The 25784-nt window shown below is 69.7% G+C and carries 28 protein-coding genes; 7 read left to right on the top strand and 21 right to left on the bottom strand.

The genetic code is table 11. The features are described from left to right. Window positions 1-84: 84 nt before the first annotated feature. The 3 genes from ACZ63J_RS23980 to ACZ63J_RS23990 are packed head-to-tail and all read left to right on the top strand — an operon-like array spanning window position 85 to window position 2720. Window positions 85-987, top strand: coding sequence for a metal ABC transporter solute-binding protein, Zn/Mn family (locus ACZ63J_RS23980; RefSeq protein WP_465406041.1), 903 nt, complete (start codon window positions 85-87; stop codon window positions 985-987). 2 nt (window positions 988-989) lie between these two features. After that, window positions 990-1841 carry a metal ABC transporter ATP-binding protein gene (locus tag ACZ63J_RS23985; RefSeq protein ID WP_465301385.1) on the top strand — a complete coding sequence of 284 codons (852 nt, stop codon included), beginning with the start codon at window positions 990-992 and terminating at the stop codon, window positions 1839-1841. Between the two features lie 3 nt (window positions 1842-1844). Next, window positions 1845-2720 (top strand): metal ABC transporter permease, encoded by an 876-nt coding sequence (locus ACZ63J_RS23990; RefSeq protein WP_465301387.1) that lies wholly within the window; start codon window positions 1845-1847, stop codon window positions 2718-2720. A gap of 403 nt (window positions 2721-3123) precedes the next feature. Here ACZ63J_RS23990 and ACZ63J_RS23995 read toward each other — a convergent pair whose 3' ends face one another. The 3 genes from ACZ63J_RS23995 to ACZ63J_RS24005 are packed head-to-tail and all read right to left on the bottom strand — an operon-like array spanning window position 3124 to window position 6833. Beyond that, the gene (locus ACZ63J_RS23995) at window positions 3124-4332 is read right to left on the bottom strand and encodes a DUF445 domain-containing protein (protein ID WP_465406043.1); all 1209 of its coding nucleotides are present in this window, start codon (window positions 4330-4332) and stop codon (window positions 3124-3126) included. 36 nt (window positions 4333-4368) lie between these two features. After that, window positions 4369-5544, bottom strand: coding sequence for a DUF445 domain-containing protein (locus ACZ63J_RS24000; RefSeq protein WP_465302728.1), 1176 nt, complete (start codon window positions 5542-5544; stop codon window positions 4369-4371). 59 nt (window positions 5545-5603) lie between these two features. Then, window positions 5604-6833, bottom strand: a complete 1230-nt coding sequence (locus ACZ63J_RS24005; RefSeq protein WP_465406064.1) for a DUF445 family protein — start codon at window positions 6831-6833, stop codon at window positions 5604-5606. Window positions 6834-6961: 128 nt separating this feature from the next. Between ACZ63J_RS24005 and ACZ63J_RS24010 the strand changes: the two genes are divergently transcribed. Together ACZ63J_RS24010 and ACZ63J_RS24015 are read left to right on the top strand one after the other, a co-directional pair. Further along, window positions 6962-7885: a coiled-coil domain-containing protein gene (locus ACZ63J_RS24010; RefSeq protein ID WP_465406044.1), complete on the top strand. Its 924-nt coding sequence runs from the start codon at window positions 6962-6964 to the stop codon at window positions 7883-7885. Between the two features lie 92 nt (window positions 7886-7977). After that, window positions 7978-8628, top strand: a complete 651-nt coding sequence (locus ACZ63J_RS24015) for a class II aldolase/adducin family protein (protein WP_465301392.1) — start codon at window positions 7978-7980, stop codon at window positions 8626-8628. Here the strand turns inward: ACZ63J_RS24015 and ACZ63J_RS24020 are convergent. The 16 genes from ACZ63J_RS24020 to ACZ63J_RS24095 form a co-directional block, all read right to left on the bottom strand. Then, the gene (locus tag ACZ63J_RS24020; RefSeq protein ID WP_465406045.1) at window positions 8625-9152 is read right to left on the bottom strand and encodes a hypothetical protein; all 528 of its coding nucleotides are present in this window, start codon (window positions 9150-9152) and stop codon (window positions 8625-8627) included. The two genes, ACZ63J_RS24015 and ACZ63J_RS24020, sit on opposite strands and share 4 nt — an antisense overlap. Window positions 9153-9232: 80 nt before the next feature. Then, window positions 9233-9904: an HD domain-containing protein gene (locus ACZ63J_RS24025; RefSeq protein WP_465406046.1), complete on the bottom strand. Its 672-nt coding sequence runs from the start codon at window positions 9902-9904 to the stop codon at window positions 9233-9235. Between the two features lie 73 nt (window positions 9905-9977). After that, on the bottom strand, window positions 9978-10616 hold the full coding sequence (locus tag ACZ63J_RS24030) for a hypothetical protein (RefSeq protein WP_465406048.1): 639 nt from the start codon (window positions 10614-10616) through the stop codon (window positions 9978-9980). A gap of 2 nt (window positions 10617-10618) precedes the next feature. Next, on the bottom strand, window positions 10619-11632 hold the full coding sequence (locus tag ACZ63J_RS24035) for a hypothetical protein (protein WP_465406049.1): 1014 nt from the start codon (window positions 11630-11632) through the stop codon (window positions 10619-10621). Window positions 11633-11815: 183 nt separating this feature from the next. After that, the gene (locus ACZ63J_RS24040; protein WP_465406050.1) at window positions 11816-12397 is read right to left on the bottom strand and encodes a transglutaminase domain-containing protein; all 582 of its coding nucleotides are present in this window, start codon (window positions 12395-12397) and stop codon (window positions 11816-11818) included. A gap of 73 nt (window positions 12398-12470) precedes the next feature. After that, window positions 12471-13076: a histidine phosphatase family protein gene (locus ACZ63J_RS24045; RefSeq protein ID WP_465406052.1), complete on the bottom strand. Its 606-nt coding sequence runs from the start codon at window positions 13074-13076 to the stop codon at window positions 12471-12473. A 3-nt stretch (window positions 13077-13079) separates the two neighbouring features. After that, window positions 13080-13442: a hypothetical protein gene (locus tag ACZ63J_RS24050; RefSeq protein WP_465406053.1), complete on the bottom strand. Its 363-nt coding sequence runs from the start codon at window positions 13440-13442 to the stop codon at window positions 13080-13082. 731 nt (window positions 13443-14173) lie between these two features. After that, the gene (locus ACZ63J_RS24055; protein WP_465301407.1) at window positions 14174-15607 is read right to left on the bottom strand and encodes an MBOAT family O-acyltransferase; all 1434 of its coding nucleotides are present in this window, start codon (window positions 15605-15607) and stop codon (window positions 14174-14176) included. Window positions 15608-15659: 52 nt separating this feature from the next. Further along, a complete protein-coding gene (gene rlmB, locus ACZ63J_RS24060; RefSeq protein ID WP_465301409.1) occupies window positions 15660-16616 on the bottom strand; it encodes a 23S rRNA (guanosine(2251)-2'-O)-methyltransferase RlmB in 957 nt (318 codons plus the stop codon). Between the two features lie 26 nt (window positions 16617-16642). After that, complete coding sequence (gene cysS, locus ACZ63J_RS24065; RefSeq protein ID WP_465405239.1) at window positions 16643-18031, bottom strand: cysteine--tRNA ligase; 1389 nt, start codon at window positions 18029-18031, stop codon at window positions 16643-16645. Between the two features lie 52 nt (window positions 18032-18083). Then, window positions 18084-18770 carry an HAD family hydrolase gene (locus tag ACZ63J_RS24070; protein ID WP_465405240.1) on the bottom strand — a complete coding sequence of 229 codons (687 nt, stop codon included), beginning with the start codon at window positions 18768-18770 and terminating at the stop codon, window positions 18084-18086. A gap of 21 nt (window positions 18771-18791) precedes the next feature. Beyond that, on the bottom strand, window positions 18792-19187 hold the full coding sequence (locus ACZ63J_RS24075) for a PPOX class F420-dependent oxidoreductase (RefSeq protein WP_465301415.1): 396 nt from the start codon (window positions 19185-19187) through the stop codon (window positions 18792-18794). Between the two features lie 10 nt (window positions 19188-19197). Then, window positions 19198-19593, bottom strand: a complete 396-nt coding sequence (locus ACZ63J_RS24080; protein WP_465405242.1) for a PPOX class F420-dependent oxidoreductase — start codon at window positions 19591-19593, stop codon at window positions 19198-19200. 312 nt (window positions 19594-19905) lie between these two features. Continuing rightward, on the bottom strand, window positions 19906-20373 hold the full coding sequence (ispF, locus tag ACZ63J_RS24085) for a 2-C-methyl-D-erythritol 2,4-cyclodiphosphate synthase (RefSeq protein ID WP_465405244.1): 468 nt from the start codon (window positions 20371-20373) through the stop codon (window positions 19906-19908). Next, the gene (locus ACZ63J_RS24090) at window positions 20370-20990 is read right to left on the bottom strand and encodes an IspD/TarI family cytidylyltransferase (RefSeq protein WP_465405246.1); all 621 of its coding nucleotides are present in this window, start codon (window positions 20988-20990) and stop codon (window positions 20370-20372) included. The genes ispF and ACZ63J_RS24090 overlap by 4 nt, the downstream gene beginning before the upstream one ends. A 53-nt stretch (window positions 20991-21043) precedes the next feature. Next, window positions 21044-21535 (bottom strand): CarD family transcriptional regulator, encoded by a 492-nt coding sequence (locus ACZ63J_RS24095; RefSeq protein WP_004559016.1) that lies wholly within the window; start codon window positions 21533-21535, stop codon window positions 21044-21046. A gap of 275 nt (window positions 21536-21810) precedes the next feature. On the opposite strand from ACZ63J_RS24095, the gene ACZ63J_RS24100 reads away from it, so the two are divergent. Both ACZ63J_RS24100 and radA read left to right on the top strand, forming a co-directional pair. Next, window positions 21811-22482, top strand: a complete 672-nt coding sequence (locus tag ACZ63J_RS24100) for a hypothetical protein (protein ID WP_465405248.1) — start codon at window positions 21811-21813, stop codon at window positions 22480-22482. Between the two features lie 39 nt (window positions 22483-22521). Next, on the top strand, window positions 22522-23880 hold the full coding sequence (gene radA, locus ACZ63J_RS24105) for a DNA repair protein RadA (RefSeq protein ID WP_465334184.1): 1359 nt from the start codon (window positions 22522-22524) through the stop codon (window positions 23878-23880). A gap of 161 nt (window positions 23881-24041) precedes the next feature. Here radA and ACZ63J_RS24110 read toward each other — a convergent pair whose 3' ends face one another. Next, a complete protein-coding gene (locus tag ACZ63J_RS24110) occupies window positions 24042-25178 on the bottom strand; it encodes a CU044_5270 family protein (protein ID WP_465405250.1) in 1137 nt (378 codons plus the stop codon). Further along, window positions 25171-25764: an RNA polymerase sigma factor gene (locus ACZ63J_RS24115; protein WP_465405251.1), complete on the bottom strand. Its 594-nt coding sequence runs from the start codon at window positions 25762-25764 to the stop codon at window positions 25171-25173. Before ACZ63J_RS24115 ends, ACZ63J_RS24110 begins: the two co-directional genes overlap by 8 nt. Between the last annotated feature and the right edge of the window lie 20 nt (window positions 25765-25784).

Consider the following 25784-nt stretch of genomic DNA (forward strand, 5'->3'; position numbering starts at 1 on the left):
TCCGGTCGGATGGCCAGGAAGTCATCCGGATGGGGTAAGGTGAATCTGACAACGGTTTCCATTTGCGTCTCCAGGAGTCCTCCGATGAGTTCCCGCCGCGTGCTCGCCGCCGCTTCGGCCCTGTCCCTCCTCGCCCTGGCCGCGTGCTCCGGCGGCACGTCCGGCGCCGACGGCGGTGGGCAGTCCGGGGGTGACGGCAAGATCAAGGTCGTCGCCTCGACCGACGTCTGGGGCAGCGTCGTGAGCGCTGTCGGCGGTGACAAGGTCGAGGTCAAGGCGATCATCCACGACCCGTCGGCCGACCCGCACTCCTACGAGACCACCGCGGACGACGCCCTGGCGGCGAAGGACGCGAAGCTGCTGCTGTCCAACGGCGGCGGTTACGACGAGTTCTTCGGCAAGCTCACCGACCAGGCCGGCGACGCGAAGAAGCTCGTCGCCTACGACATCGCCGCGACCGGCGACGAGAACGAGCACGTCTGGTACGACCTGCCGGGGGTCGACAAGGTCGCCGACCAGGTGGCCGCGCAGCTCGGCGAGCTGCAGCCGGCGTCGAAGCAGGCGTTCACCGACAACGCGACCGCGTTCAAGGCGAAGGTCGACGCGCTCGAGAAGCGCCTCGGCGAGCTGGGCGCGTCGCACCCGGGCACGAAGGTCGTCGTCACCGAGCCCGTCGCGCACTACCTGCTCCAGAGCGCGAAGCTGACGGACGCGACCCCGAAGGCGTTCTCGGACGCCGTCGAGAACGACACGGACGTCCCGGCCGGCGCGGTGAACGAGTACAAGCAGCTCATCACCACCAAGCAGGTCAAGGCGCTGATCAACAACGCGCAGACGGTGACGCCGCTGACCCAGGACGTCGTCGGCCAGGCGAAGGCCGCCGGGATCGGCGTGGTGGACGTGACCGAAACGCTGCCCGCGGGTGTGACGGACTACATTGGCTGGATGACCGGGGAAGTGGACGCGCTGGCAGGAGCGTTGAAGTAACCATGCCTGCCACCTCCGTCCCCGACGACGTACGCCCCGCGGTCCGCGTCCGCGGCGCGGGCCTCGCGTTCGGCCCCCGCACCCTCTGGTCGGGGCTGGACCTCGTGGTCGAGCCGGGGGAGTTCCTCGCCGTGCTCGGCCCGAACGGGTCCGGCAAGAGCTCACTGCTGAAGGCGCTGCTCGGCATGCAGGGCCTGTCCTCGGGCACGGTCGAGATCGCCGGCGGGCGTCCGGGCGGCGCGAACCGCAAGGTCGGGTACATCCCGCAGCAGCGCGCGATCGACGAGTCGCTCACGCTGCGCGGGGTCGACCTGGTCGGGCTGGGCCTCGACGGCCACCGCTGGGGCCCGGGCCTGTTCGGCATGGCGGCCCGCCGCCGTCAGGTTTCCGAGGCGATCGACGCGGTGGGCGCGACCCGCTACGCGAAGCAGCCGGTCGGGCGGTTGTCCGGCGGCGAGCAGCAGCGGCTGCGGGTGGCGCAGGCCCTGGTCGGCGACCCCGAGGTGCTGCTGTGTGACGAGCCGCTGCTGTCCCTGGACCTGGCGCACCAGCGCGCGATCAGCGAGCTGATCGACTCCCGGCGGCGCACGGCCGGCACCGCGGTGCTGTTCGTGACGCACGAGATCAACCCGGTGCTGCCGTTCGTCGACCGGGTGTTGTACCTGGTCAACGGCTCGTTCCGGATCGGCAAGCCGGACGAGGTCATGACCACCGAGACCCTCTCGGAGCTGTACGGAACCCGCGTCGAGGTGCTGAAGGTGGGCGGGCAGATCCACATCGCGGGCGCGCAGAGCGCGTTGTGCGAGGAGGAGCCGCACCACCACGAGCACGACGTCGAAGAGCAAGTGGGCTGAGTCTTGGATCTGTTCGACTTCGGCAAGACCTGGGAGCTGATCACCGAGCTTCCTGGTGTCCAGACGGCCCTGCTGGCCGCTCTCATTCTCGGCCTGGTGGCGGGGGTGCTGGGCCCGCTGATCGTGATGCGCCGCATGTCGTTCGCCGTCCACGGCACGTCCGAGCTGGCGTTCACCGGCGGCGCGGCGGCGTTGCTGCTCGGCATCGGCGTCGAGTACGGCGCGCTGATCGGCGCGGTGGTGGCGGCCCTGCTGCTGGGCATCCTCGGCGCGCGCGACGCCGACCGCGACTCGGTGATCGGCGTGATCCTGTCCTTCGGGCTCGGGATGGGCGTGCTGTTCCTGTCGTTCTACAAAGGACGGTCCGGGAACAAGTTCGGGATCCTCACCGGGCAGATCATCACGATCGATTCGACGAACCTGACGTTGTTCGTGGTGTCGTCGGTGGTGGTGCTGGCGGTGCTGGCGGTCGTCTACCGGCCGTTGCTGTTCGCTTCGGTGGACCGGAATGTCGCGGTTGCCCGGGGTGTCCCGGTGAAGACGTTGACGGTGGTGTTCGCGCTGCTGGTGGGCGTCTCGACGGCGTTGAGCGTGAAGGTGGTCGGCTCGCTGCTGGTGGTGGCGTTGATGGTGACACCGGCAGCCGCGGCTGCGCGCGTGACGGCGTCACCGTGGAAGGCGACGGTGCTGTCGATCGTCTTCGCGGAGGTGTCGGCGATCGGGGGGATCGTGCTGTCGCTGGCGCCGGGCCTGCCGGTGAGCGCCTTCGTGACGGCGATTTCGTTCTTGATCTACGTGGTGTGCCGGGTGATCGCTTGGCAGCGTGACCGGCGGACCCGGGTGAGCGCGGTGGAACCGGCCCTCGTCGCGGCGGCTTGAGCTACTGCACCTGGAGCGTGTCGCTCTTCGCGGTGCTGTCCGAGTTCGGGTAGCCGATGGCCTGGTAAGCGGCACTCGTTGCTCGCCGTCTGCCCCACCGAACGGGCCGGTTGTAGTCCGCGGCTTTGCCGAGGTGGGCGGTGGCGTGGACCTCGTTGTCCGCCGACGCACACGACTGCCGCCGGCACAGCGCGGGGCGTACCGGTCGCCGCGGCTCGCGTTCTGCGCGGTGCCCGCAGGTCGGACTCGATCGCAGCGGTCCTGAAGGCCGGTTATCCACACCCGCGGGCAAATGTGGGCAACTCGGCCAGGTCCCCGCCGATTCGCGGTTCCTGTCGGGGCCAGCCGATAGACTGGGTCCGGGGACGCCCCCCAGGGAAGGGCGGGGCGCGTTTTCGACGGGTCAGCCCAGCATCAACAGGACCTGCAGCTCCCCGACCACAAACCCGATCACCCCACCCACGGCGATCAGCTTCCACTCGTCCTGCCTAAAAGCCGGCCGCAACAACCCTTCGAACTCCAACGGCGTCAACGCCAGCATCCGCTGCTCGATCACCTTCGCGACGTCCATCGCCTCGGTCAGATACCCCTCGGCGTACCGAGCCGTATCGGGCAGCTGCGCCAACGCCTTCACCGCCGCCGCGTGCTTCATCTCCCGCAAGCGCGTCCCGCCGACCGTCCACGCCAGTGGCATCTGCGCGTCCACCGCCGTGGACACCATCTGCTCCACCATCGCCGCCAGGCGGTCCGCCCGCGGGCCTCGCAACACCGCGTCGAGCAGGTTCTGGACCGTCAGGACCTCGGTCGCGATCAGCTCGCCGTACTGCCGCGCCACCTCCGCGCGCCGGCGCTGGAACTTGCCCTGGAAGATCACGCGGCCCACCCGCACCGGCTCGCGGGGCACGAAGATCAGCTTGATCGCCAGCCAGTCCGTGCACAGCCCGATCACGCCGCCGAACGCCGGGAGCACCCACGGCTCGCGCGTGAAGGCCCAGACCAGAGTCTGGATGAGCCCCAGCCCAAAGCCGAAGTAGATGCCCATCCGCGCGATGAACGCCATCTCCGGGCGGGACGTCTCGCGGATCAGCCGCACCAGCAGCGCCCGGTCGCGGGTCAGGCGCTGGACCGTCATGTGCTGGACGTCGAGGACCTCGTCGAGGTTCTCGCGGACGTCGTCGAGGAACTCCCGGACCAGCCGCGGCGCCGACGCCTGGACCTGCTTGATCAGCATCTCCTGCGCCAGCGTCGGCATGACCTCCCACAGCCGCGGGTGGTGCTCGGCCAGCACCTCGCGCGCGATGTGGTCGACCGCGCGCAGCAGCGGCTGCTCCAGCTCGCTCGTGATGATCACCGGGTCGATCCGGCCGAAGACTTCGCGAAGGTCGAGCAGGTTCGCCGTCAGCAGCTCGGTCGCCACCGCCGCCATCCGGCCGCCGTGCTTCGGGACGACCCCCTGCCAGCCGAGCACCGGCGGGATCCCGACGAAGTCCAGCGGCCGGAACATCATCTCGATGGCGACGCGCTTGGTGACGTACCCGATCAGCGCCGCGATGAACGGCATCGCCGCGTACAGCGGCCAGTGCAGCGCGAGGTCGTGCAGGACAGCGTCCACCCCGACCTCCTCATCCCGAGAGCGAAACCGTACCGGCTACCCGAGCAGCGCGAGCACCTGCAGCTCACCCACGAGCCCGCCGATCACCGCGCCGACGGCGATCAGCTTCCACTCGTCCTGCCGGAACGCCGGGCGCAGCAGCTGCTCGAACTCCAGCGCGCTCAGCTTCTTCATCCGGTCGACGATCGTGTTGCGCACGTCGAGGGCGTTGATCGCGTAGTTCTCGGCGTACCGGATCGTCTCCGGGACGCGCTCCGCGGCCTTCGCCGCCGCCGTCTGCTTCATCTCCTGGAACTTCCTCGTCCCGACGGCGATGGCGACGAACGGCTTGACGACGCTCGCCTGCGCGTCGATCGTCTTCTGCACCTCGCGGGTGATCATCGTGAACAGCCGGTCGGACTTCGGCCCGCGCAGCACCGCTTCCAGCAGGTTCGGGATGGTGATGATCTCGCGCGCGATCATGTCGCCGTAGTCGGCGGCGACCTCGTCGCGGCGCTTCTGGAAGACGCCCTGCCAGGTGTAGAGCCCGAAGAACCGGCGCGGCTCGCGCGGCAGGAAGATCATCTTCAGGGCGAGCCAGTCGGTGAACCAGCCGATGAGCAGGCCGAACACCGGCAGCACGATCGGCGACTTCGTCAGCGCCCACACGACCAGCTGCACACAGCCGAGGATGAACCCGAAGCCGATCCCCGACCGGGCGATGAACCGCATCTCCGGCCGCGAGATGTCGCGGATGAGCCGGTTCAGCAGCGCCTTGTCGCGCACCAGGTTCGTCACGACCATGTGCTTGAGGTCGAGAACGTCCTCGATGTTGTCGGCGATCTCCCGCATGATCTTGGTGATCGCCTTCGGCGCCTCGGCCTGCACGCGCTTGAGCAGCAGCTGCTGCGCGCCGTTCGGCAGCACCTCCCACAGCCGTGGCTGGTAGGTCTCCATGACGTCGCGGGTGACGTCCTCGACGACCCGCAGCAGCGGCTGCTCGATCTCCTTCGCGACCTGCTCCGGGTCGAGCCGGGCGAAGATCTCCTTCGGGTCGACGAGGTTCGTCGTCAGCATCTCGGTGGCCGTCGCCGCCATGCGCTCGGCGTTCGCCGGCAGCACGCCCTGCCAGCCGAGGAACGGCCTGATCCCGGTGAACTCGACGGGCCGGAACATCATCTCGATGGCGACGCGCTTGGTGACGTACCCGATCAGCGCGGCGATGAACGGCATGGTGACGTACACCTGCCAGTGCGAGCTGAAGTCCACCCGCGCACGCTATCGGCCCGTGATCAGTGCAGCAGGAGCAACACCTGGAGTTCACCCACCAGCCCGCCGATCACCGCGCCGACGGCGATCAGCTTCCATTCGTCCTGCTTGAACGCCGGACGCAGGATGCCTTCGAACTCGATCGGCGTCAGCTGCCGCATCTTCTCGACGATCGTGTTGCGGACGTCGAGCGCGCCGGTGGCGTAGCTCTCGACGTGTTTCACCGTTTCGGGGAGGAAGGCGATGGCCTTCTCGGCGGCTGCGCGCTTCATCTCCTGATACTGCTTGCCGCCGATGGTGAGCGCGACGAGCGGCTTGGCGATGCTGGCCTGGGCGTCGATCGTGCGCTGGACCTCGCGGGTGACCATCACGAACAGCTTGTCCGCGCGCGGGCCGGTGAGCACGGCCTCCATCACGTTCCGCACGGTCAGGACCTCGTCGGCGATCAGCGCGCCGTAGTCGGCGGCGACCTCCTGACGTCGTTTCTGGAACATGCCCTGCCAGCGGAAGAAGCCGAAGCCGCGCGGCTCACGCGGGTAGAAGATCATCTTGAGAGCCAGCCAGTCCGTGACGAAGCCCGTGACAAAACCGAAGACCGGCATGATCAGCGGCTCCTTGGTCAGCGCCCAGGCGACGAATTGGACGAGCCCGATCACGAACCCGAACCAGATCCCCGACCGCGCGATGAACTTGAACTCGGGCGCGGCGACCTCGCGGATCAGCCGGCAGGTCAGCGACTTGTCGCGGACCATGGCGTTGATCAGCATGTCGTTGACGTCGAGGACGTCGTCGATGTTGGTCGAGACCTCCCGCAGCAGCCGCTTGACGACCTCGGGCGCCTGCGCGCGGACCTGGTCGAGCAGCAGCCGCTGCGCGCGTGCCGGCAGCAGCTCCCACAGCCGTGGCTGGTAGGTCTCCATGACCTCCCGCGTGACCTCCTCGACGGCCTTGAGCAGGGGTGTTTCGAGCTCTTTGACCATTTCTTCCGGGTCGAGGCGGGCGAAGATCTCCTGCGGGTCGACGAGGTTGCGCGTCAGCAGATCCACGGCGGTGGTGGCCATCCGCCGGGAGTTCGCCGGGATCACGCCCTGCCAGCCGAGGAACGGCCTGACGCCGGTGAACTCGAGCGGCCGGAACATCATTTCGATCGCGACGCGCTTGGTGAGGTAGCCGATCAGGGCGGCGATGAGCGGCATGGTGGCGTAGACGTGCCAGTGCGCGCCGATGTCGGCGAGGACGGCCCGTATGTCCAAAGTGGCCTCCTCGGTCAACCGCTGGTCAACGGAGGTCAGAATGCCATGTGTCACCGGGGGTTCCCAAATTCGTGATGCATCCGTTTGGCGGTACGTCCGGACGGCCCCTTGCTCATTAAGGTGGCGCGATGGTCGCGCCTGAAAAGAGCCAGCCCGCCCCGAAGACCGCCCAGTTCGCCGTGGGTGTCCGCGGCTACAACCAGCGTCAGGTCGACGAACGCCTCGCCGAGCTGAACAAGGACCTCCGCGAGACGTCCCGCAGCCGCGACGAAGCCGTCGCGACGTCGTCGGATCTCACCAAGGCCCTCTCGTACGCGCAGAAGGAGCTGGCCGAGACGAAGGCCGCGCTCGCGCGGATGAGCTCGAGCCCGTCCGGCGCCGGCGCGATGGCCGAGCGCGTCCGGATGATGATGCAGCTGGCCGAGGAGGAGATCGCCGACCTCCGCGCGGCCGCCGAAGCCGACGCGGCGTCGACCCGCGAGCAGGCCGACAAGTACGCGCACGAGACCCGCCGCACGGCGGACAAGCTGGCGAAGGACGCGGAAGAGGAACGCGCCCGCCTGCGGTCCGAGGCGAAGAACGAGATCGAGAAGCTGAACGCGGCGGCGGGCGCGAAGCGCGTCGAGCTGGCCGCGGCGGCGGAGCGCTCCCGGAAGGAAGCGGACGCGAAGGCCGAGGCGGCGGCGGCCGAGGCCCGCGCCGAGGCGGACCGCGTGGCGGCGGCCGAGCTGGCCCGCCGGAAGAAGGACTTCGACGAGGAGAACGCCCGGAAGAAGCAGGAGACGGAGGCGGCGCTGGCGTCGGCCCGGTCCCAGCAGGCGACGGCGGACCAGAACCGGAAGCTGGCGCTGGACCTGCGGTCGAAGGTCGCCGAGCGGATCGCGGCGACGGACGTCGCGGTCCAGGAGGCCATGCGGCTGCTCGCGCCGGTGGAGGAGGCTCCCGCGGCGGGCAACGGCGCGGCTTCGAAGCCGTCTCCGGCTCCCGCCGCCGCTCCGGCCGCTCCCGCCGCTCCCGCCGCGGCCGGGAAGGCTCCGGCCGGAAAGGCGTAAATCCCCCGAGCGGGTAGGTGGCCGTGGCTCGTGGGTGGCTGGCAGTGTGCTCATCAGCTGCTTGATCACCCACGAGACGACGGGACCCGCGCATGATCCTCGAGACCGAGCGGGCCGCCGTGTGCGCCTACGCGCGCCGGATGGTGGGTGACGGCCTGGTCGTCGGGACGTCCGGCAACGTGTCCGTGCGGGCCGGCGAGCTGGTCGCTGTGACGCCGACCGGAGTGCCGTACTCGAGCATGAACCCGGCCGACGTCCCGGTGGTCGACCTCGGCGGCGCGGTCGTCGACGGCTCGCTCAAGCCGACCAGCGAGCTGCCCGTGCACCTGTCGGTCTACTGGGACGTCCGCGACCCGGACAGCGAGCCGGTCACCGCCGTCGTCCACACGCACTCGCCGCACGCGACCGCGGTGTCGACGCTGGTGCGCGAGGTCCCGCCGATCCACTACATCCTCGCGACGATCGGCCCGTCGGTGCGCGTCGCGCGCTACGCGACGTACGGCACGCCTGACTTGGCGGCGGCGGTCCTCGAGGCGCTTGAGGGACGCCGCGGCTGCCTGATGGCCAACCACGGAACTCTGACGTATGGCGACGGCCTCGAAGCCGCCTACCACCGCGCGCAGCAGCTCGAGTGGGCTTGCCGCGTGTGGCTGCTCGCGCAGGGGGCGGGCCGCCCGAGCCTGCTGCCGCCGGCCGAGCTGGCCAACGTGGTCGACCGGCTGCGCGGGTACGGCCAGGGTTAGCGCGACACGGCGGGGCCGACTTGGTTGAGGACCATGATCAGCCCGACTACGAGCGCGAGGAACGACAGCCCGACCCCGACCCCGGCCAGCGGCTTCCCGCTGCGGCGTCCGACCAGGCCGAAGACGCCCAGGACGAGCCCGGCCAGGCCGAAGGGGAACGCTACGAAGGCCCGGATACCGGTGAGGTCGATGGGCAGGAACGGCAGGACGAGGCCGAGCAGGCCGAGGACCAGAGCGGCGATGCCGAGCCCGGGGCCGCCGGAGGGCCCGGTTGGCGCGGGGCCGCCGGGCCAGGGCTGGTAGCCGTAGGGCGGTGGGGCGGCGTTCGGGTAGCCGTAGGGCGGCTGCGCGGCGGTGCCCGGGTAGGGCGGTGAGCCGGGGTGGGGCGGTCCGGCTGCGCCGACCTGCGGCTCGCCCGCACCGCCTTGCGGCGGCCCAGCCTCCCCAACCGGCGGCCTCGCTGCCGACACCGGCCCGCCCTGTGGCGGCTCCACGTTCTGTCCGGGCGGTGGGCCGTCAGTCATGCGAACTCCTCGGTGGCAGGCCGATTCCACCGCATACTTACCATCCCCGCACGCCCGCCACGGAAGAATCCGGAAAGACCCTATGACGCCAGTGCGTCCACCGCGTGGACCGCGTCCAGGAGCTCCACCACCGTCGGGTCGTCGACCGCCTCCTTGATGCACTGCCACAGCTGGAGGTTCGCCGTCGCCCAGCGTGAATACGTTGCCGCCGCTTCGGGGTTGTAGAAGTAGTACCCCTCGTCGTGGACGTCGCACTGCTCGCCGACGATCTTGTGGGCCAGCTCGCGCAGGCTCAGGCCGTTCTCGCGCAGGTACCGGTGCGCGAGCACCACCGGTGTCACCGGCAGCGCCTTGAACAGCGTGTCCGCGTCGCTCAGCGCCTGCGCCTCCAGCGAAATGTCGCGGCCGCGGGTGGCCATCTCGGCTTCGTCGACGATGTCGTCGATCCAGCGCGCCACCCCGTCGGGCACGCCGCACTCCGCCAGGATCTCGCGGCGGAGGCTGCTGCCGGCGGCCGCCGGTGAGTTGCGGAGCACCAGGTAGTTGACGTCGTGCACCAGCGCGGCGACCTCGACCACCGCGGGGTCGGCGCCGTTCGTCCGCGCGAAGCCGGCCGCCTTCGCGCGGACGAAGCTGACGTGGTGCCAGCCGTGGAACTGGAGCCGCTCGGCGTACTGCCGGCACAGCCGGTGCACCCGGTTTTCGACGGCGTCGAGGGTCACCTGGTCGATCGTGCTTTCCTGCGTGCGCATACACCTCTCCCATCCCGGCCGTGGTGTTCAGACGGGTGGAGTAATGGTAAGCGCCGCTGACGCCGGTGTGTAGCTAGATGCGGTCGGCCAATTCCCCCAATCGGCTCTCTACCGGAACGTGACGATGACCGATTCCGCGCGCTGGATCAAAAGAAAGGCTGAAACTGCTCACCGGGCGTGATTTCACGAGGAAAGTCATCGTCCCGACGGCCGCCTCGGGGATCCGGTGGAACTCGTCGGCCAGCATGGTGATGCAGGCGCCGGCGCCGCACAGTGTGTTGCGCCGCAGCCGGGCGGACGTGATCAGCCCGGTGCCGGTGTCGACCGTCGTTTCGTACCTTTCGTGGAGGTAGTCACCACGGAGGATGGTGGTGCAGAAGTGGTACCTGTGGTTGTGCACGGAATCGGCGTACCCCTCCCGCCAGTCCTCTTGCGCCTTGTATTCGTGCAGCCAGAAGGAAAACGGGTCGGCCGGCGAGTCGAGCAGGCACCAGGCGAAGTGCGTGGTCGTTTCCCGGGACGAGCGCAGCAGTTTCGCGGCCTGCGCGGCGGACAGCGTGCGGAGCTGTGTGCGCAGCTCCTCCCGCAGGCCGGACTGCGTGGCCCACGGCCGGAACCAGCCGTCGACGGCACGCCAGTCGGTGGCCAAGGGGAACTCGGCCGCGCGCAGGCGCGTGGCCAGTTCGGTGACGGGGGACAGACGGGTGAGCAAGGTCAGCTCCCTAGCTCGGCGACTTCGGAGAACTCCGCGCGGAAGGCGTGGAACTTGCCTTCCAGCTCGCGGAACTGCTCCTCGGACAACGGGGATCCGGTGATCTTTTCGAACAGCGCCAGGAAATCCGTCCGCGTCGTCGCGGACGTGATGCGGAAGTGGCGGCCGGTCCGGGACTGCGAAACGCGCACGAACTCGGCGCGTTCCATGTTGTAGAGGAAGGAACCTTCGGTGAAGCGCAGGGACCGCGGGTACAGCTTCGTGGCGCCGCGGACGTCGCTGTAGAGCGACACCCACACGCTGTCGTCGAACAGCTCGAGCCGGTCCAGCGGCGGGTCGGCGACCACGGTGATGTCGACCTGCGCGCAGCGGCTGCGCGCCAGGAAGAGGCCGACCAGCCCGATCCGGATCTCTTCGTCGAGCCGGGTCTGGATCTGTTCGTAGTCGACGTCGCCCGCCTCGCGGCGCAACAGGTAGCGGGCGCGCCCGCTGATCGAGTTGGCGTCACGCGGATCGGCGATCACGGCCCGCAGCTCGCGTTCCGTGCGGGAGAGCAGCAGGCGGGCGGCGGCGTGCCGCCCGGAGAAGCCGCGGAAGAAGTACTGCCGGGTCGCGTTGAGGTCGGCCATGAGCCCGCGGTTGAACGCCGGGTCGGGGTCGGTCGTCGCCTCGAACACGTCGGTGGGGAAGAACTCCTTGTTCAGCGCGCGGTATTCGGCGCTGAGGTCTTCCAGCGCGCGCCTGCTCTCCTCGATCACCGGGGTCACCAGCGCCTTCTGCGACGCGCTGGCGGTGATCAAGGTCGTGCCGAACCCGACGATCGCGGAGATCAGGGTGCCGGTGCCCAGGGACGTCACCAGGTTCTTCCCGGTGCCGGCGTCCATCAGGCCGGCGAGCCACAGGCTCAGCCCGGCGACCACGACGAGCACCGTGAGCAGCAGGCTCGTCCGGGTCCAGAAGATCTCCTGCAGTGGGGTACGTCGGAGGCGCCCGCCATCCGCGGCCACGTGCTTCACCTCCCTCGAACCACCCGAACGGACGAGTGCATAAAGTGTCTGTTCGAGCGCGGGGAGTCACTTTACGCGCCTGGCGGGGAGCGCGATATAAGAGATTCGGGGGACAATGCTGACGGACGGACGTCACTCTCGGCAATAACTAACCAGATCGGGAGGTTTTCCGAAAATAGCGGAAAACCATGGTCAGAGCGTCGCCGGGAGCCCCTTTTCGTACCAGCCGGCGCCGGGTTCGGCGTGCATCAGGAAATCCACGACGACCGGTGCGGGCGCCGGGTGGATCTCCGGGAGATCCCGTTCGCCGCGCGCGGTGTCGACCGGCCAGGCCAGCTGTTCGACGTCGAGCGAGAACTCCCCGCGCGCCCCGGTGCGGTTGCCGCGCGCGTCGAGGCGCGCCCACCTGCCGTACAGGTTCACGGCGTTCAGCCCGTGCAGCGCGGAGAGCTCCTGGTAGCAGAACCCGGCCGGAATCCCTTGCGCCCGCAGCAAAGCGGCCAGCAGGTGCGCCTTGGCGTGACAGATCCCGACCCGCTCGCGGAGCACGTCCGACGCCCGCCAGGTGACCCGCGGATCACCGGCGTCGATCACGTGCTCGATCTCGTCCCGCACGAAGAGGAAGGTGGCCCGCGTGCGCTCGACGGTGTCGCGACTCGTGGACGCCAGCGCTTCGGCTTGCGCTCGGATGGCGGAGTGGTGGTGATCGACAACGGCGTCCGCGACGAGGTAGTCGCTCAGCCGAACGGACGTCGGCGACGGAACGGGACTCATCCGGCCATCGTGACAGGTTCGGCCATTCGGGCGAGAGCCGTTTTTGACGGTGGCAACGCTCCGCGTTCACCGGTTACGGAACGTAGAAGTCGGGCGGAAAGCCGGTCCACCGCAGTTCGGCGGGCAGGTGGCTCAGGTCGTTGTACGTCAGCAGCGCCGCCGGCCGCCCCGGCGAGTAGCGGATCACGGTGAGCCCGGCGTTGGCGTGGTTGAGCGCGAGCCACCGCCACTTCGGCGCGTCCTGCGAGGCGCTCACGAGCCAGCCGACGAGGAAGTTGTGCGTGACGACGACGTCGTAGCGCGGCTCGGTGGCCGGCACCGGCCCGGTGAACCGCCGCTCGGCTTCGGCCGCGAGCTCTTCGTCGGCGGGCGGCTGCTGGCGCGCGAAGGCGAGCAGGAGATCGCCGGACGTCTCGGGGAGCTCCTCGCGCATCGGCAGGTACGGCACGAAGTCGCCCGCGGCGTTGTCCTCGTGGAGAGGAACCCCGGGCAGCTGACCGGCGATCAGCTGCGCCGTGTGGGCCGCGCGCGGCAGGGGCCCGTGGTGGACGGCGGTGACGGGGACGTCGCGCAGGCGCCGCCCGAGGAGGACGGCCTGGCGTTGCCCGGCTTCGGTGAGGGTGCCGTTCGGGGCCGCTTCGCCGTGGCGGGTGAGGAAGAGGAAGCGCGTCGCGAGCACCGGTCAGCCAACGGGGACGAGCGCGCCTTGCGGGCCGTGGCCCGGCACGAACCGGCTGAGCAGCCGCAGGGGCGCGGGATGGGGTGAGAGGACGATCGAGGCGAACGGCGTGATCGTGTGGTCGCGCCCGCTGTTGGTGTGCAGGTGCACGCTGACGTGCACGTTCCGGTCGGCGGGGATCTCGAAGCTCACCGACCCCCAGGAGACGACGTACTGCCGGCCGTCGATGCTGGCGATCGGCGCGTACGCGAGCACGGTGCTGCCGAGGTGGGGGATCTCGATGGTGAGCATCCGCCGCGGCCCGTCGTGGTGGTCGACGTAGGGGATCACGCCGGGGACCTTGGCCAGATCGGTCGGCTCGGTCATTCTTGCTGCCTTTCCGGACGGGGTCGCCGATCATGCTGCCAGGTCGGTGTCAGCCGGGTGTGCGGTCGGTGCCAGACGGCGGCGACAGGCTCGGGGCATGACGATCATCTTGAAGCCGGGCAGCACCGTGATGTTCACCGGCGATTCGATCACCGATCTTTGGCGGCGGGGAGCTGACCGGTGTGGGTACCCGTTGCTGGTTGCCGGTGAGTGGTGCTTCCGGCATCCGGATCGGCCGGTGCGGTGGGTGAACTCGTCCGGATGTCGTGTCGATTCTCGTCGGGGTCAATGATGTCGGGTGGGCGACTTTGGATCCTTCCGGTCGGGTTTTTGTTCCGGTTGGGGAGTTCGCTGCTTGTTATGACCAGCTCGGGGTGCGCGGATCGATGAGGATGTGCTGAAGGGCGTGGCGGGTGGATCTTGATCTGAGGATTCGGGCTGTGTGGGAACTTGCTGATGAGTATGGTGCGCATTTGCTGAGTGTGGATTGGATGTTCGGTGAACTGTGGTATTCATCCGAGTTCTGCTGGGCATTCTGTTCTTGCTGAGGCTTGGTTGGGGTTGGTTGCTTAGGGTCCCCCGACCCGGGCGCGCGATTGTTCAACGGCCGCCGCGCCGCGTCAAGGCGGGAAAGCGTGCCTTGACCCGGCGCGGCGGCCGCTGAGGGCGCTTCGTATCGGTTTCGGGGGGTGGTGTGGTCGAGCGTCTTGCCTTGGGCAGTCTGCCGGGGTTTAGAACTGGTAGTACAAGAATGGGCTGAATGTTCCCGTTGCTATCAGGATTGCCGCGTAGATCAGGCCTACCGTCATTACCCCGATGCGCAGTGCCGTTGCCGGCTTGCTTCTCGACGACTCCAGCAGCGGTCCCGTCACCGGGTGCGCCGGTAGTAGGAACACCGCCAGGGCCGCCAGCAGCAGAACCAGCCTCTGGTTCGTGAACGCCTGTGCCACTCCCGGGCCCAAGCCGTCGAAGTCGGGGATCAGCATGTGGCCGATCATTGACAGCGCGTGGCCTATGTCCGCTGATCTGAAGAACACCCAGCCGAACACAACCAGGAGCATCGTGAATGCTCGGCGGAGGTAGCGGTGCCAGCGGACCGCCGGGTCCAGGTCCAAGCCGAAGCGGCGCTCGATCACCAGCAGCGCTCCGTGGTAGCAGCCCCACACCAGGAACGTCCATTGGGCGCCGTGCCAGAAGCCTGTCAGCACGAACACTATGCACAGGTTTCGATACGTGCGCGCCGCTCCGTTGCGGTTGCCGCCCAGGGGGATGTACACGTAGTCGCGGAACCAGCGGCTCAAGCTCATGTGCCAGCGGCGCCAGAACTCCGTGATCGTCACCGATGAGTACGGCCTCGCGAAGTTCTCCGGGAGGCGGAAGCCCAGCATGCGGCCGAGGCCGATCGCCATGTCCGAATATCCCGAGAAGTCGAAGAACAGCTGGAGCGTGTACGCCACCGCGCCGAGCCACGCCGTCGAGAACGTCATCTGGTCCGATGGGACCTTGAAACACGCCTCGACCAGGGGGCTCAGGGAGTCCGCGATGATCGTCTTCTTGCACAGACCCAGGGCGAACCGGGGGAAGCCGGCCGCGATGTCGTCGAGGCGATGAGACCTCAGCTGGGGGAGCTGGTCGGCGATCTCGCGGTACCGCACGATCGGGCCCGCCACCAGCTGCGGGAACATCGCGATGTACGCCGCGAACGACACCGGGTTGCGCAGCGCCTGGCGCTCGCCGCGGTAGATGTCGACCACGTACGAAATGTGGTGGAACGTGTAGAACGAGATGCCGATCGGCACCACCAGGCTCGCCACCGGGACGCTGCCGCCGAACCAGTGGGCGACCGCCGCGATCTGCTGGGTCGCGAACCCCGCGTACTTCCAGATCACCAGCACCGTGACGTCGAGCGCCACGACCGCGATGAGGATCCGGCGCCGGCGGGTGCCGTGGACGTCCCACGGGCTCGGCTCCAGGAGGGGTCCGGCCAGGAAGTTGACCACCATGCAGCCGAGCAGCAGGAACACGAACGGCCCGGCGCCGATCGTGTAGAACAGCAGGCTGCCGACCGCGACGATGCCGTTGCGCCACGTCCGCGGGCACACCAGCACGGCGACGAGCACCGCCGGCATGAAGTACCACAGGAACAGTGGCGAAACGAACGACATCGGGTCCCCTCGGTTTATCCGACGGTGACCTTAACCCGACTGGGTGGTGGTGTCAGACCCGACCGGCGAGACGACGGCGTCGCGCCACCTCGGCCAGCAGCACGCCGGCCGCCACCGAGGCGTTCAGCGACTCCACGCCCGCCGCCATCGGGATCGACACCGTCGCGTCGCACGTCTCGCGGACCAGGCGCGACAGGCCGCGGCCCTCCGAGCCGAGCACGATGACCAGCGGGTCGGCCGCCAGCTCGAGCTCGTCGATGTCGACCGAGCCGTCCGCGTCCAGGCCGACCAGCATCAGGCCGTCGTTCGCCCACGCCTTGAGCTGACGCGTCAGGTTCGTCGCGACCGCGATCGGCAGCTTCGCCGCCGTGCCCGCGCTCGTGCGCCACGCCACCGCCGTCATGCCCGCGCTGCGCCGCTCCGGCAGCAGCACCCCGTGGGCGCCGAACGCGGCCGCCGAGCGGATCACCGCGCCCAGGTTCCGCGGGTCGGTGACGCCGTCGAGCGCGACGAACAGGGGCACCTCGCCCGAGTTGCGCGCCGCCGCCATCAGGTCGTCCGGGTGGGCGTACTCGAACGGCGGCACCTGCAGGCCCAGGCCCTGGTGCACGGCCCGGTTCGTCTTGCGGTCCAGCTCCTCGCGCGGGATCTCCAGGATCGAGATGCCCTTGTCGCCGGCCAGCCGGACGGCGTCGTTGACGCGGTCGTCGATCTCGATGTTCAGCGCGACGTACAGCGCCGTCGCCGGGACGTCGGCGCGCAGCGCCTCGACCACCGGGTTGCGCCCGGCGATCAGCTCCGGCTTGTCGGCCTTCTTCTGCCGGGCCTGGTCGCGCTTGGTCGCGGCGTTGTTCTGGCGGTACGCCTTGTGCCCGGGACGGTCCTCCGCCTTCGGGGTCGGCCCCTTGCCTTCGAGGGCCTTGCGGCGCTGACCGCCCGAGCCGACGACGGCGCCCTTCTTGGTGCCCGTCTTGCGGATCGCGCCCTGGCGCCGCGAATTGCCTGCCATGGTGAAAGTTCCTTGCGTTGAAAAGCTCAGTCGGACTTGACTGTCCACTGTGGTCCGTTGGGGGTGTCCTCCACCACGATGCCCGCCTGCTGGAGGCGGTCACGAGCGGCGTCCGCGCGGGCGAAGTCCTTCTCGGCCCGGGCCTGCTGGCGCTCGGCCAGCAGGCTGTCGACGAGGAAGCCCAGCGCCTCCTTGGTGGGCGTTTCGGAGCCGCCCGCCTCGGACCAGCGCGCGGACAGCGGGTCGAGACCGAGCACGTCGGTCATCGCGCGGACGGCCGCGGCGAGTTCGAGTGCCTTGGGGGTGTCGCCCGCGTCGAGGGCGGCGTTACCGTCCCGGACCGTGGTGTGGACCACGGCGAACGCCTGCGGGGTGGCCAGGTCGTCGTCCATCGCCGCCGCGAACTCGGCCGGGACCGTGCCCAGCGTCACCTCGCCGGACTGGGCGGCGCGACGCAGGAACGTCTCGATCCGCCGGTAGCCCTGCGCGGCCTCGGACAGCGCGCCGTCCGAGTACTCGATCGTGGAGCGGTAGTGCGGCTGGACCAGGTAGTAGCGCAGCTCCGGCGCGCGGTAGCGCTCCAGCATCGACGGGATCGACACGGTGTTGCCGAGCGACTTCGACATCTTCTCGCCCGACATGGTCACCCAGGCGTTGTGCAGCCAGAACCGCGCGAAGGCGTCGCCCGCCGCGTTCGACTGGGCGCGCTCGTTCTCGTGGTGCGGGAAGGCCAGGTCGATGCCGCCGCCGTGGATGTCGAACTCCGCGCCGAGGTACGCCGTCGCCATCGCCGAGCACTCCAGGTGCCAGCCCGGCCGGCCGTCGCCCCACGGGGTCGGCCACGACGGCTCGCCCGGCTTCGCGCTCTTCCACATCGTGAAGTCGCGCGGGTCGCGCTTGCCGCGGGTCGGCGTCTCGCCCTGCTGGACGTCCTCGAGGACCTGGCCGGAGAGCTTGCCGTACTCGTCGAACGACTTGACCGAGAAGTAGACGTCGCCGTCCGCGACGTAGCCGTGGCCGCTCTCGATGAGGCGTTCCATCAGCTCGATCATCTGGGTGACGTGCCCGGTCGCGCGCGGGCTCACCGACGGCGGTAGGCAGCCCAGCTGCTCGTACGCGGTCTCGAACGCGCGCTCGTGTGTCGCCGCCCACTCCCACCAGGGCCGACCGGCTTCGGCGGCCTTGGTCAGGATCTTGTCGTCGATGTCGGTGACGTTGCGGACCAGCAGCACGTCCAGTCCACTGTGGACGAGCCAGCGGCGCAGGACGTCGTAGTTCACGACGCCGCGGACGTGCCCGATGTGCGGCACGCCCTGCACGGTGGCGCCACACACGTAGATCGACGCCGTTCCGCTACGGACGGGGTGGAACTCCCGCACGCTCCGGGTCGCTGTGTCGAACAGATGTAGGGCCACCCTGAAAGGGTACGGGGCGAGGTGAGGGATCTCGCAAGCACCTGCTGACGGGTCAGCCGATGCCGGACTCCCGCAGCGCCGAGAGCAGGGCATCCGGGCGTTCGCCGGTCGGCAGCGGGTCTACCAGCGCGAACTCGCAGCCGAGGGCCCGCGCGCCGCCGTCGGCCTCCTCGCTGTCGCCCACCATGAGCGTCTCGGTGGCCGGCACGCCGAGCGCCTGAACCGCAACCCGGAAGATCTCCAGCTCCGGTTTGATCGCCCCGACCTCGAAGGACAGGACGAACTCGTCGACGTAGGCGTCCCACCCGCGGGTGGTGAACGCAGGCCGGATGTCGAAGGCGATGTTGCTCAGCACACCGACATTCAGGCCCCCTTCGGCGGCGGCCTTCAGCGCGGCCTCGGTGTCCGGGTAGGGCGTCCACTGGGTGGGGGTGATCAGCCGTTCGTACAGCGCGACCGCCTGTTCGGGTCGCGGGACACCGGACTTCTTGAGGACCTCGAGGTACACCTTCCGGTGCAGCGCGGGGTCGCGGTCGCGGTGCTGCCAGGCGTGCACGTGCTCGGCGTCGAGCTCGACGACCTGCCCGACCGGGGCGGTCATCCGGCGCATCAGCTCGGTCTGCGCCTCGACGTCGAGCGGGCTGCCCTCGTGGTCGGTGAGTTCCGCGAGCCAGGTTTCATCCTGCTCGAGCCGGAACAGCGTGCCGGAGAAGTCGAACAACACCGCCCTGATCGTCATGGTTTCACCCTAACGGGAGCGTCAGGCCGAATGCCCCGTGATGTGATCGGGAACCACCCGCACCAGCACGCGCACGACCTCCGGCGGCTCGGGCGGGAAGACAGCGCCGGTGTACTTGCGGGCCAGTTCGTCGTTCAGCTCGGGGCCGCCTTCGACGGTGACCTCGGCGCGGCCGCGGATCTCGACGTAGTTCTCCGGATCGGCCAGGTCGAAGACGGAGACCGAGACCCGCGGGTCCCGGCGGATGTTGCGTTCCTTGCGCCGGCCCTGGACGGTCACGAAGAGGACGGTGTCCCCGTCCCGGCGAGCCCAGACGACGGAGCTCTGCGGCGAGCCGTCGGCGTTGGTGGTCGCGACGACGGGGTAGTTGCGGCCGTCGAGGAGCGCCTTCGTGGCGTCGTTGAATGTCACACCCATGGTCTGGACCCTATTGGACGTTGCCCGCGACCTTCTCGACGTGGAGGCGGACGATCACGCGCTCGGTCTCGGGGCCTTCGGTGGGCGGGTCCTGGGCGAGGTACTTGTGGCTGAGCGTCTTCGGGAGGGTCTTGCCGGGGTCCGTCTCGATGGAGACCCGGCCGCGCAGCTGGGTGTGGCGGTAGGGGTTGGCGGCGTCGGTGATCGAGACGCTCACGCGCGGGTCACGGCGCAGGTTGCGGACCTTGCGGCGGTCCTCGGTCGCGCTGAAGACGAGGTCACCGCCGTCGAGCCCGACCCAGACGACGGAGGTCTGCGGCGAGCCATCGGCGTCGAGGGTGGCGACGGTGGCGAAGTTCTTGCCGTCGATCAGCGCGCGGACGGCGTCCGGGAGGGTGAGGGCCATATCACGCCGAACCAGCGCCGGCGTGGGCCTATTCCGGGCCGGGCCGCGTCTCAACTCGCTCCGACCCCGACTTGAGCGTCGCGAATGGGTCATTGGGGACGTCTGGCGTCCCCAATGGGTCATTCGCGGCACCGGAACCGGGTGCCAGACCGTGCCGGGGCTCAGGATGCCGCAGTGTCGTTCGAGAAATCCGGTCGCGATGGTGTGAGTGACTCATTCACCTCATTGAGCGGCCACCGCGCCTTTGTCGTCCCCATCTCGACCGGGCTGTGGACAACGTGCTTCGAGCTCCGGCAACAGCGGGAGCCGGGCCTATTCCGCCGCGAGCAGCAGCGCCGTCGCGAAGGCGGCGATGCCCTCGCCGCGGCCCGTCAGGCCCAAGCCGTCCGATGTTGTCCCCGACACGCTCACCGGGCCGCCGATCGCCTCCGACAGCACCTTCTGCGCCTCCTCGCGCCGCTTTCCGACGCGCGGCGCGTTGCCCACGATCTGGACCGAAGCGTTCGCCACGCGCCAGCCCGCCGCCGTGATCAGGCCGCGGACCTCGACGAGCATGTCCGCTCCGTGGGCGCCGTCCATGCGGGGGTCGCCCGTGCCGAACACCGCGCCCAGGTCGCCCAGGCCCGCCGCGGACAGCAACGCGTCGCACAGGGCGTGGGCTGCCACGTCGCCGTCGGAGTGGCCGGCGCAGCCGTCGGCGTCCGGCCAGAACAGGCCCGCCATCCAGCAGTCGCGGCCCGCCTCGATCGGGTGGACGTCCACCCCGTTGCCGATCCTCACAGCGTCTCCTCGTTCTTCGGGGCCGCCGCGATCGCCTCGGCGAGGGAAAGTTCGAAGGCACTCGTGACGCGCATCGCGTCCGGGTGCCCGGGCACCGTCGACGCGCCGAGGGGAACGGCGAGATCGGCCGACCGGAACGCCGGAACCGTGTAACCGACCGGGGTCTGGGCCGTGCGCAGCCGCGAGCGGTCCTCCGTGCCGACGATCAGCGACGCCGCGTCGGTCACCTTCACCGTGTCCGCCATCGGCAGCACAGGGACGACCACCGGGTGCTCGTCACTCACCGCAGCAATCACGTCACGTACGGTTTGCGCAGGACAGAAGGCCCGCAGAGCGTCATGGAGTAGTACAACTGAGTCACGGGTCAGCTCGGACTCGACGGCGGCGAAGGCCTGCCGCGGCGAGCCGGGGACGACCCGGCAGTCCATGCCCCGGACCGCGTCCGAAAACGACAACGCACACCGATGGGGGGCCGCCACGAGCACCGATTCGATTTCCGGTACGTCAAGCAGCCCCCGCACGGTGTGCGTGAGTAGCGCTTCACCATGGACCGGCGTGAGAGCGAGCTCCCCGTCGGAGGCATGATGTGCGACGGTCACGATCGCGACGACGTTCATCGGTTCGCGATCGTAGAGGCACCCGCCCGCCCGTCGAGCGAGGTGCCCGGGGTTCAGACCGTCGCGGTTTCCAGAACTTCGTCGAGGAGGACCTCAGCCTTGTCCTCGTCGGTGCCCTCCGCGAGCGCGAGCTCGCTGACCAGAATTTGCCGAGCCTTCGCCAGCATGCGCTTCTCGCCGGCTGAAAGTCCTCGGTCCTTCTCTCGCCGCCAGAGGTCGCGCACCACTTCGGCCACCTTGTTCACATCGCCGGAGGCGAGCTTCTCGAGGTTGGCCTTGTACCGACGAGACCAGTTCGTTGGTTCCTCGGTGTGCGGAGCACGCAGAACGTCGAAGACCTTGTCCAGTCCTTCTTGCCCGACGACATCGCGTACGCCTACGATCTCGGCGTTGTCAGCGGGCACGCGAACCGTGAGATCCCCTTGCGCGACCTTGAGGACGAGGTACTTCTTTTCCTCGCCCTTGATCACGCGGGTCTCGATGGCTTCGATGAGTGCGGCACCGTGGTGCGGGTAGACGACGGTCTCTCCGACCTTGAAAACCATGTGTCCTCTGCCCCTTTCGCTGACTCCATCCTAGCACGGTCCGTCAGCGCCCACCTAGCGACCCGGACTCGTCCTCGCAGGTCAGCGGCCTGGGCGGGGGTTGACAAACGTCGGACCCCCGTGCTCACGCAGGTGGCCGGGGCGGGTGTCAACGGGCACAACGAATTCCTTTGTGGACGGTTGATCTTGAGCGCTACGCGGACCGGTTCCGCGCGGGAGATCGCTCCCGGCTAGTCTTCGCGGGGACGAGGCCGTGAAAAGGGAAGGACTGCGACGTGAGGCTGCAGAATCGTCGCGTGCTCGGCGCGGGCGTGCTGGCGCTCGGTGCCGCGCTCGTGCTCGCCGGGTGCGGGGCCGGCCAGATCACCCAGACCGACACGCAGCAGCCCGCGGTCAACGGCACGTACGCCCAGGTCAAGACCCTTGTCCTGCGTGACGCCGCGGTGCAGTACCCGACGTCCGGCGCGGGCTACGCGAGCGGCGCGACCCCGGCGCTGACCCTGACGATCGTGAACCAGGGCGCCCAGGACGACTCGCTCGTCTCGGTCTCGACCGAGGACGGCACCCAGGCGACCGTCGGCGGCTCCAAGGACGTCGTCGCCGGGCACTCCCTGGTGATCGGCCCGGACGACGCCGTCGAGTCCACCAACGAGGCGCAGCCCACGTCTTCGGGCGCGCCGACCTCGTCTTCGGAAGCTCCGACGTCCACCGGCACCAGCTCGACGGGAACCGGCACCGCGACGTCGTCTTCCTCGGCCGAAGCGCCGTCGAGCAGCGCGACGCCGACCGCCGCCCCGGCGACCGTCGGCAAGGGCACCGTGACGCTGGCCGCGCTGAAGCAGCCGCTCTGGCCGGGTCAGGTCATCAAGGTCACGTTCGTCTTCAAGAACGCCGGACCGGTCACCGTCGAGCTGCCCGTGGCGGCGCCGGCGCACGTCAAGGAGTAGGTCCCCGGTTTTGTCGGTGGTCGCCGTTAGCCTCGCGGGGTGAAGAAGGGGACCATCTACCGCTGCGGCAGCTGCGGGTACGAAGCGGCCAAGTGGCTCGGCCGGTGTCCGGAGTGCCAGGAGTGGGGCTCGCTCGAAGAGCGCGGGGCGCCGGCCAAACCGGCGATCCAGCGCGTCGCGGCCGGGGCGCCGAGCGCGCCCGCGCGGCCGATCGGCGAAGTCGACGTCGAAGCCGCGCGAGCCCGCCACACCGGCGTCTCGGAGCTCGACCGGGTGCTGGGCGGCGGCCTGGTGCCGGGCGCGGTGGTGCTGCTCGCGGGTGAGCCGGGTGTCGGCAAGTCGACGCTGCTGCTCGAAGTCGCGTACCAGTGGGCGAAAACGGTCGACCGGTCCCTGTACATCACGGGCGAGGAGTCCGCGGGCCAGGTCCGGTTGCGCGCCGAGCGAACGGGCAACGTCCACGACCGCATGTACCTGGCCGCCGAGAGCGACCTGTCCGCCCTGCTCGGGCACGTCGACGACGTCAAGCCGGGGGTGCTGATCGTCGACTCGGTCCAGACCATGGCGTCGCCGCAGGTGGAGGGCTCGCCGGGCGGGGTGACGCAGGTCCGCGCGGTGACGTCCGGGCTGGTCGCGCTGGCCAAGGAGCGCGGGCTGCCGGTGGTGCTGGTCGGTCACGTCACGAAGGACGGTTCGGTGGCCGGCCCGCGCGTGCTGGAGCACCTGGTGGACGTGGTGCTGCAGTTCGAAGGCGACAAGCACTCGACGCTGCGGATGCTGCGCGGCATCAAGAACCGGTTCGGCGCGTCCGACGAGATCGGCTGCTTCGAGCTGCAGGAAGAGGGCATCGTCGGGGTGCCGGACCCGTCGGGGCTGTTCATCAGCCGAACGGCGGAGCCGGTGCCGGGCACGGCGATCACGGTGTCGATGGAGGGCAAGCGGCCGCTGCTCGGCGAGGTCCAGGCGCTGGTGTCGTCGACGTCGGCGCCCCAGCCGCGCCGCGCGGTCAGCGGGCTCGATTCGGCGCGGGTGGCGATGGTCCTGGCGGTGCTGGAGAAGCGCGGCGGCCTGAAGCTCGGCGACAAGGACGTCTACGCGGCCACGGTCGGCGGCATGAAGATCACCGAGCCGGGCATCGACCTGGCGCTGGTGCTGGCGCTGACGTCATCGTTCGGCGACGTCGCGTTGTCACCCCGGCTGGTGTCGGTGGGCGAAGTGGGGCTGGCGGGCGAGATCCGCCGCGTGCCGAGCGTGGGCCGCCGGCTGGCGGAAGCGGCGCGGCTCGGGTTCACGCACGCGCTGGTGCCACCGGACTCGGGCAAGCCGCCGGCTGGGATCAGGGTGCTGGAGGTGGCGAACGTCGCGGACGCGCTGAACGCGGCCAGCCACGCTCGCTGATCGCGGCCAGCCACGCTCGCTGAACGGGGCCGGTCACGTGCGCTGATCGCGGCCAGCCACGCTCGCTGAACGGGGCCGGTCACGTGCGCTGATCGCGGCCAGCCACGCTCACTGAACGCGGCCAGCCACGCACGCTGATCACAGCCAGCCACGCTCGTCGATCACCCCGCCGTCCGGGTGATCGCGAACGAGTACACCGTCGGCAGGTCTTCCGGAAGGGGGATCGCACCGTCGGCCCTCGGGACGGTCGTCGTGGTCATCTGGGGCTCCAGTGTGTTGGTCGGCGGGGGCAGGACCGCGCTCGACGGGGTCTCGGCCGTACTCACAGGCGGCCCGGGGCGGCTGGTCGTCGTGACGACGTCCGGGTGCTCCTCCCAGGCCAGGAGCACGGCCGTTTTCGGGTCGAGGTACAGGCGCTGGCCGCTGTCCTTGGCGACCAGGACCGTGGCGGGCCGGCCGTCCGGGGTTTGGCCGTCCGGTGCCACGAACCCGCCGGGGACTCCGCCGAACGTGTCCGACAGGGCGAACCGGATGTCCTTGCGGACCAGGCCCGTCTCCAGGGCGGTGCGCACCATCGTGAGCGCTTCGGTGGGGGTGTGCGCCTTCCCGCTGTCCTTCTCGGTGATCGTGTCGAAGTTCAGGCGCTTGGACAGCTTCCCGCGGTCGGGAGTCAGCGAGGCGATGAAGGCCGCGTCCGGGTTCAGCCAGTTCGCGAACGGTGTGTTCCACCTCGGGTTGACCTGCCCGCCCAGGTTCTGTGTGGTGCCGAACCGGCCGGCCGGGCCGTTCTCGTCGAACGGCCGGAGGCTCAGTTCGGGGTTCTCCGACTTGTCGAGCCCGCGCACGGCGCCCGTCCACTTCGTGCGCCGGTGCCAGACGCCGGTGGGGTCGGCCGGGATCCACAGCTCGATCGACTGCTGGATCCTGACCAGCTTGTCGAGCAGGATCCCGTCCAGCCAGGTGAGCTTCTGCGTGTAGTGGTACTCGCCCGGCGCGAGCGGGCGGTCGACGTCGGGGAGCGTCGCGGCCGGCTGGGCGGGGTCCGAGGATGGCGTCCGCAGGGACGTGACGATCGCGAGCCCGCCGACCAGCATGACGACGGCCGCGGCCACCGCGATCCACCGCCAGGTCCCGGTCCGGCGGGGCTGCGGCGGCGCCTCGGACGTGCCGGCGGCCGCCATGAGGGACGCGCGGGCGAAGGCCAGCCCGTCGTCGTCGCCGGCGCCGGCGTGGAGGTCCGACAGCGCCGCGTCGAGTTCGGCGTCGGACCAGATCTTCCGGACGTTGTCTTCACGCAAGGTCCTGCACCTCCTCCTGAGCCGGGGCGTTCGTCCTGAGCCAGCGTCTGATCCGGTGCAACCGGGACCGGACCGTACCCGGCGGGATCCCGAGGGCTTCGGCGACCTCGGCCGGCTCGAGCCCGGCCCACGACACGAGCAGCAGCGTGTCGCGGTCGGCCGGGCTGAGCTTGGCCAGCGCGCCGGCCAGCTGCGCCGCGCGGACCTGGGCGTCGACCTGCTCGGCGACGCGGCCGTCGTGCGCGGCGTGGCTGTTTTCCCCGGTGCGCGCCAGCCGCGCGGTGGCCTGCAGCCCGCGCATCTCGGACCGCACGTGGTGGCGCAGCAGGTTGGTCGCGATGCCGTAGAGCCACGACCGCGCGGTGCCGAGCTCCGGCCGGTAGCTCTCGCGGCGCCGCAGCGCGACGAGGAAGGTCTCGGCGACGAGGTCGTTCGCCGGTTCGGCGCCCACGCGCCGCGCGAGATAGCGGCGCAACGCCGCCGCGTGGGCGTCGAAGAGCCGGCCGAACGCCGGCCCGGGATCGGCTCCGCCCAGGTCAGGACGGTCGTGCCCCCAGATCTCGGCTCCCTCGTGGATCACCTGCATGCCCCCTGTTGCCCGCTGTG

The sequence above is a fragment of the Amycolatopsis sp. NPDC104863 genome (assembly GCF_055582965.1).

Bases quoted from the DNA above. Each gene is read 5' to 3' on its own strand.
- ACZ63J_RS23980 (WP_465406041.1), top strand. From the start codon at position 85: ATGAGTTCCCGCCGCGTGCTCGCCGCCGCTTCGGCCCTGTCCCTCCTC.
- ACZ63J_RS23985 (WP_465301385.1), top strand. From the start codon at position 990: ATGCCTGCCACCTCCGTCCCCGACGACGTACGCCCCGCGGTCCGCGTC.
- ACZ63J_RS24000 (WP_465302728.1), bottom strand. From the start codon at position 5,544: ATGCCGTTCATCGCCGCGCTGATCGGGTACGTCACCAAGCGCGTCGCC.
- ACZ63J_RS24010 (WP_465406044.1), top strand. From the start codon at position 6,962: ATGGTCGCGCCTGAAAAGAGCCAGCCCGCCCCGAAGACCGCCCAGTTC.
- ACZ63J_RS24015 (WP_465301392.1), top strand. From the start codon at position 7,978: ATGATCCTCGAGACCGAGCGGGCCGCCGTGTGCGCCTACGCGCGCCGG.
- ACZ63J_RS24020 (WP_465406045.1), bottom strand. From the start codon at position 9,152: ATGACTGACGGCCCACCGCCCGGACAGAACGTGGAGCCGCCACAGGGC.
- ACZ63J_RS24025 (WP_465406046.1), bottom strand. From the start codon at position 9,904: ATGCGCACGCAGGAAAGCACGATCGACCAGGTGACCCTCGACGCCGTC.
- ACZ63J_RS24040 (WP_465406050.1), bottom strand. From the start codon at position 12,397: ATGAGTCCCGTTCCGTCGCCGACGTCCGTTCGGCTGAGCGACTACCTC.
- ACZ63J_RS24050 (WP_465406053.1), bottom strand. From the start codon at position 13,442: ATGACCGAGCCGACCGATCTGGCCAAGGTCCCCGGCGTGATCCCCTAC.
- ACZ63J_RS24055 (WP_465301407.1), bottom strand. From the start codon at position 15,607: ATGTCGTTCGTTTCGCCACTGTTCCTGTGGTACTTCATGCCGGCGGTG.
- rlmB (WP_465301409.1), bottom strand. From the start codon at position 16,616: ATGGCAGGCAATTCGCGGCGCCAGGGCGCGATCCGCAAGACGGGCACC.
- ACZ63J_RS24070 (WP_465405240.1), bottom strand. From the start codon at position 18,770: ATGACGATCAGGGCGGTGTTGTTCGACTTCTCCGGCACGCTGTTCCGG.
- ACZ63J_RS24075 (WP_465301415.1), bottom strand. From the start codon at position 19,187: ATGGGTGTGACATTCAACGACGCCACGAAGGCGCTCCTCGACGGCCGC.
- ACZ63J_RS24080 (WP_465405242.1), bottom strand. From the start codon at position 19,593: ATGGCCCTCACCCTCCCGGACGCCGTCCGCGCGCTGATCGACGGCAAG.
- ACZ63J_RS24090 (WP_465405246.1), bottom strand. From the start codon at position 20,990: ATGAACGTCGTCGCGATCGTGACCGTCGCACATCATGCCTCCGACGGG.
- ACZ63J_RS24095 (WP_004559016.1), bottom strand. From the start codon at position 21,535: ATGGTTTTCAAGGTCGGAGAGACCGTCGTCTACCCGCACCACGGTGCC.
- ACZ63J_RS24115 (WP_465405251.1), bottom strand. From the start codon at position 25,764: ATGCAGGTGATCCACGAGGGAGCCGAGATCTGGGGGCACGACCGTCCT.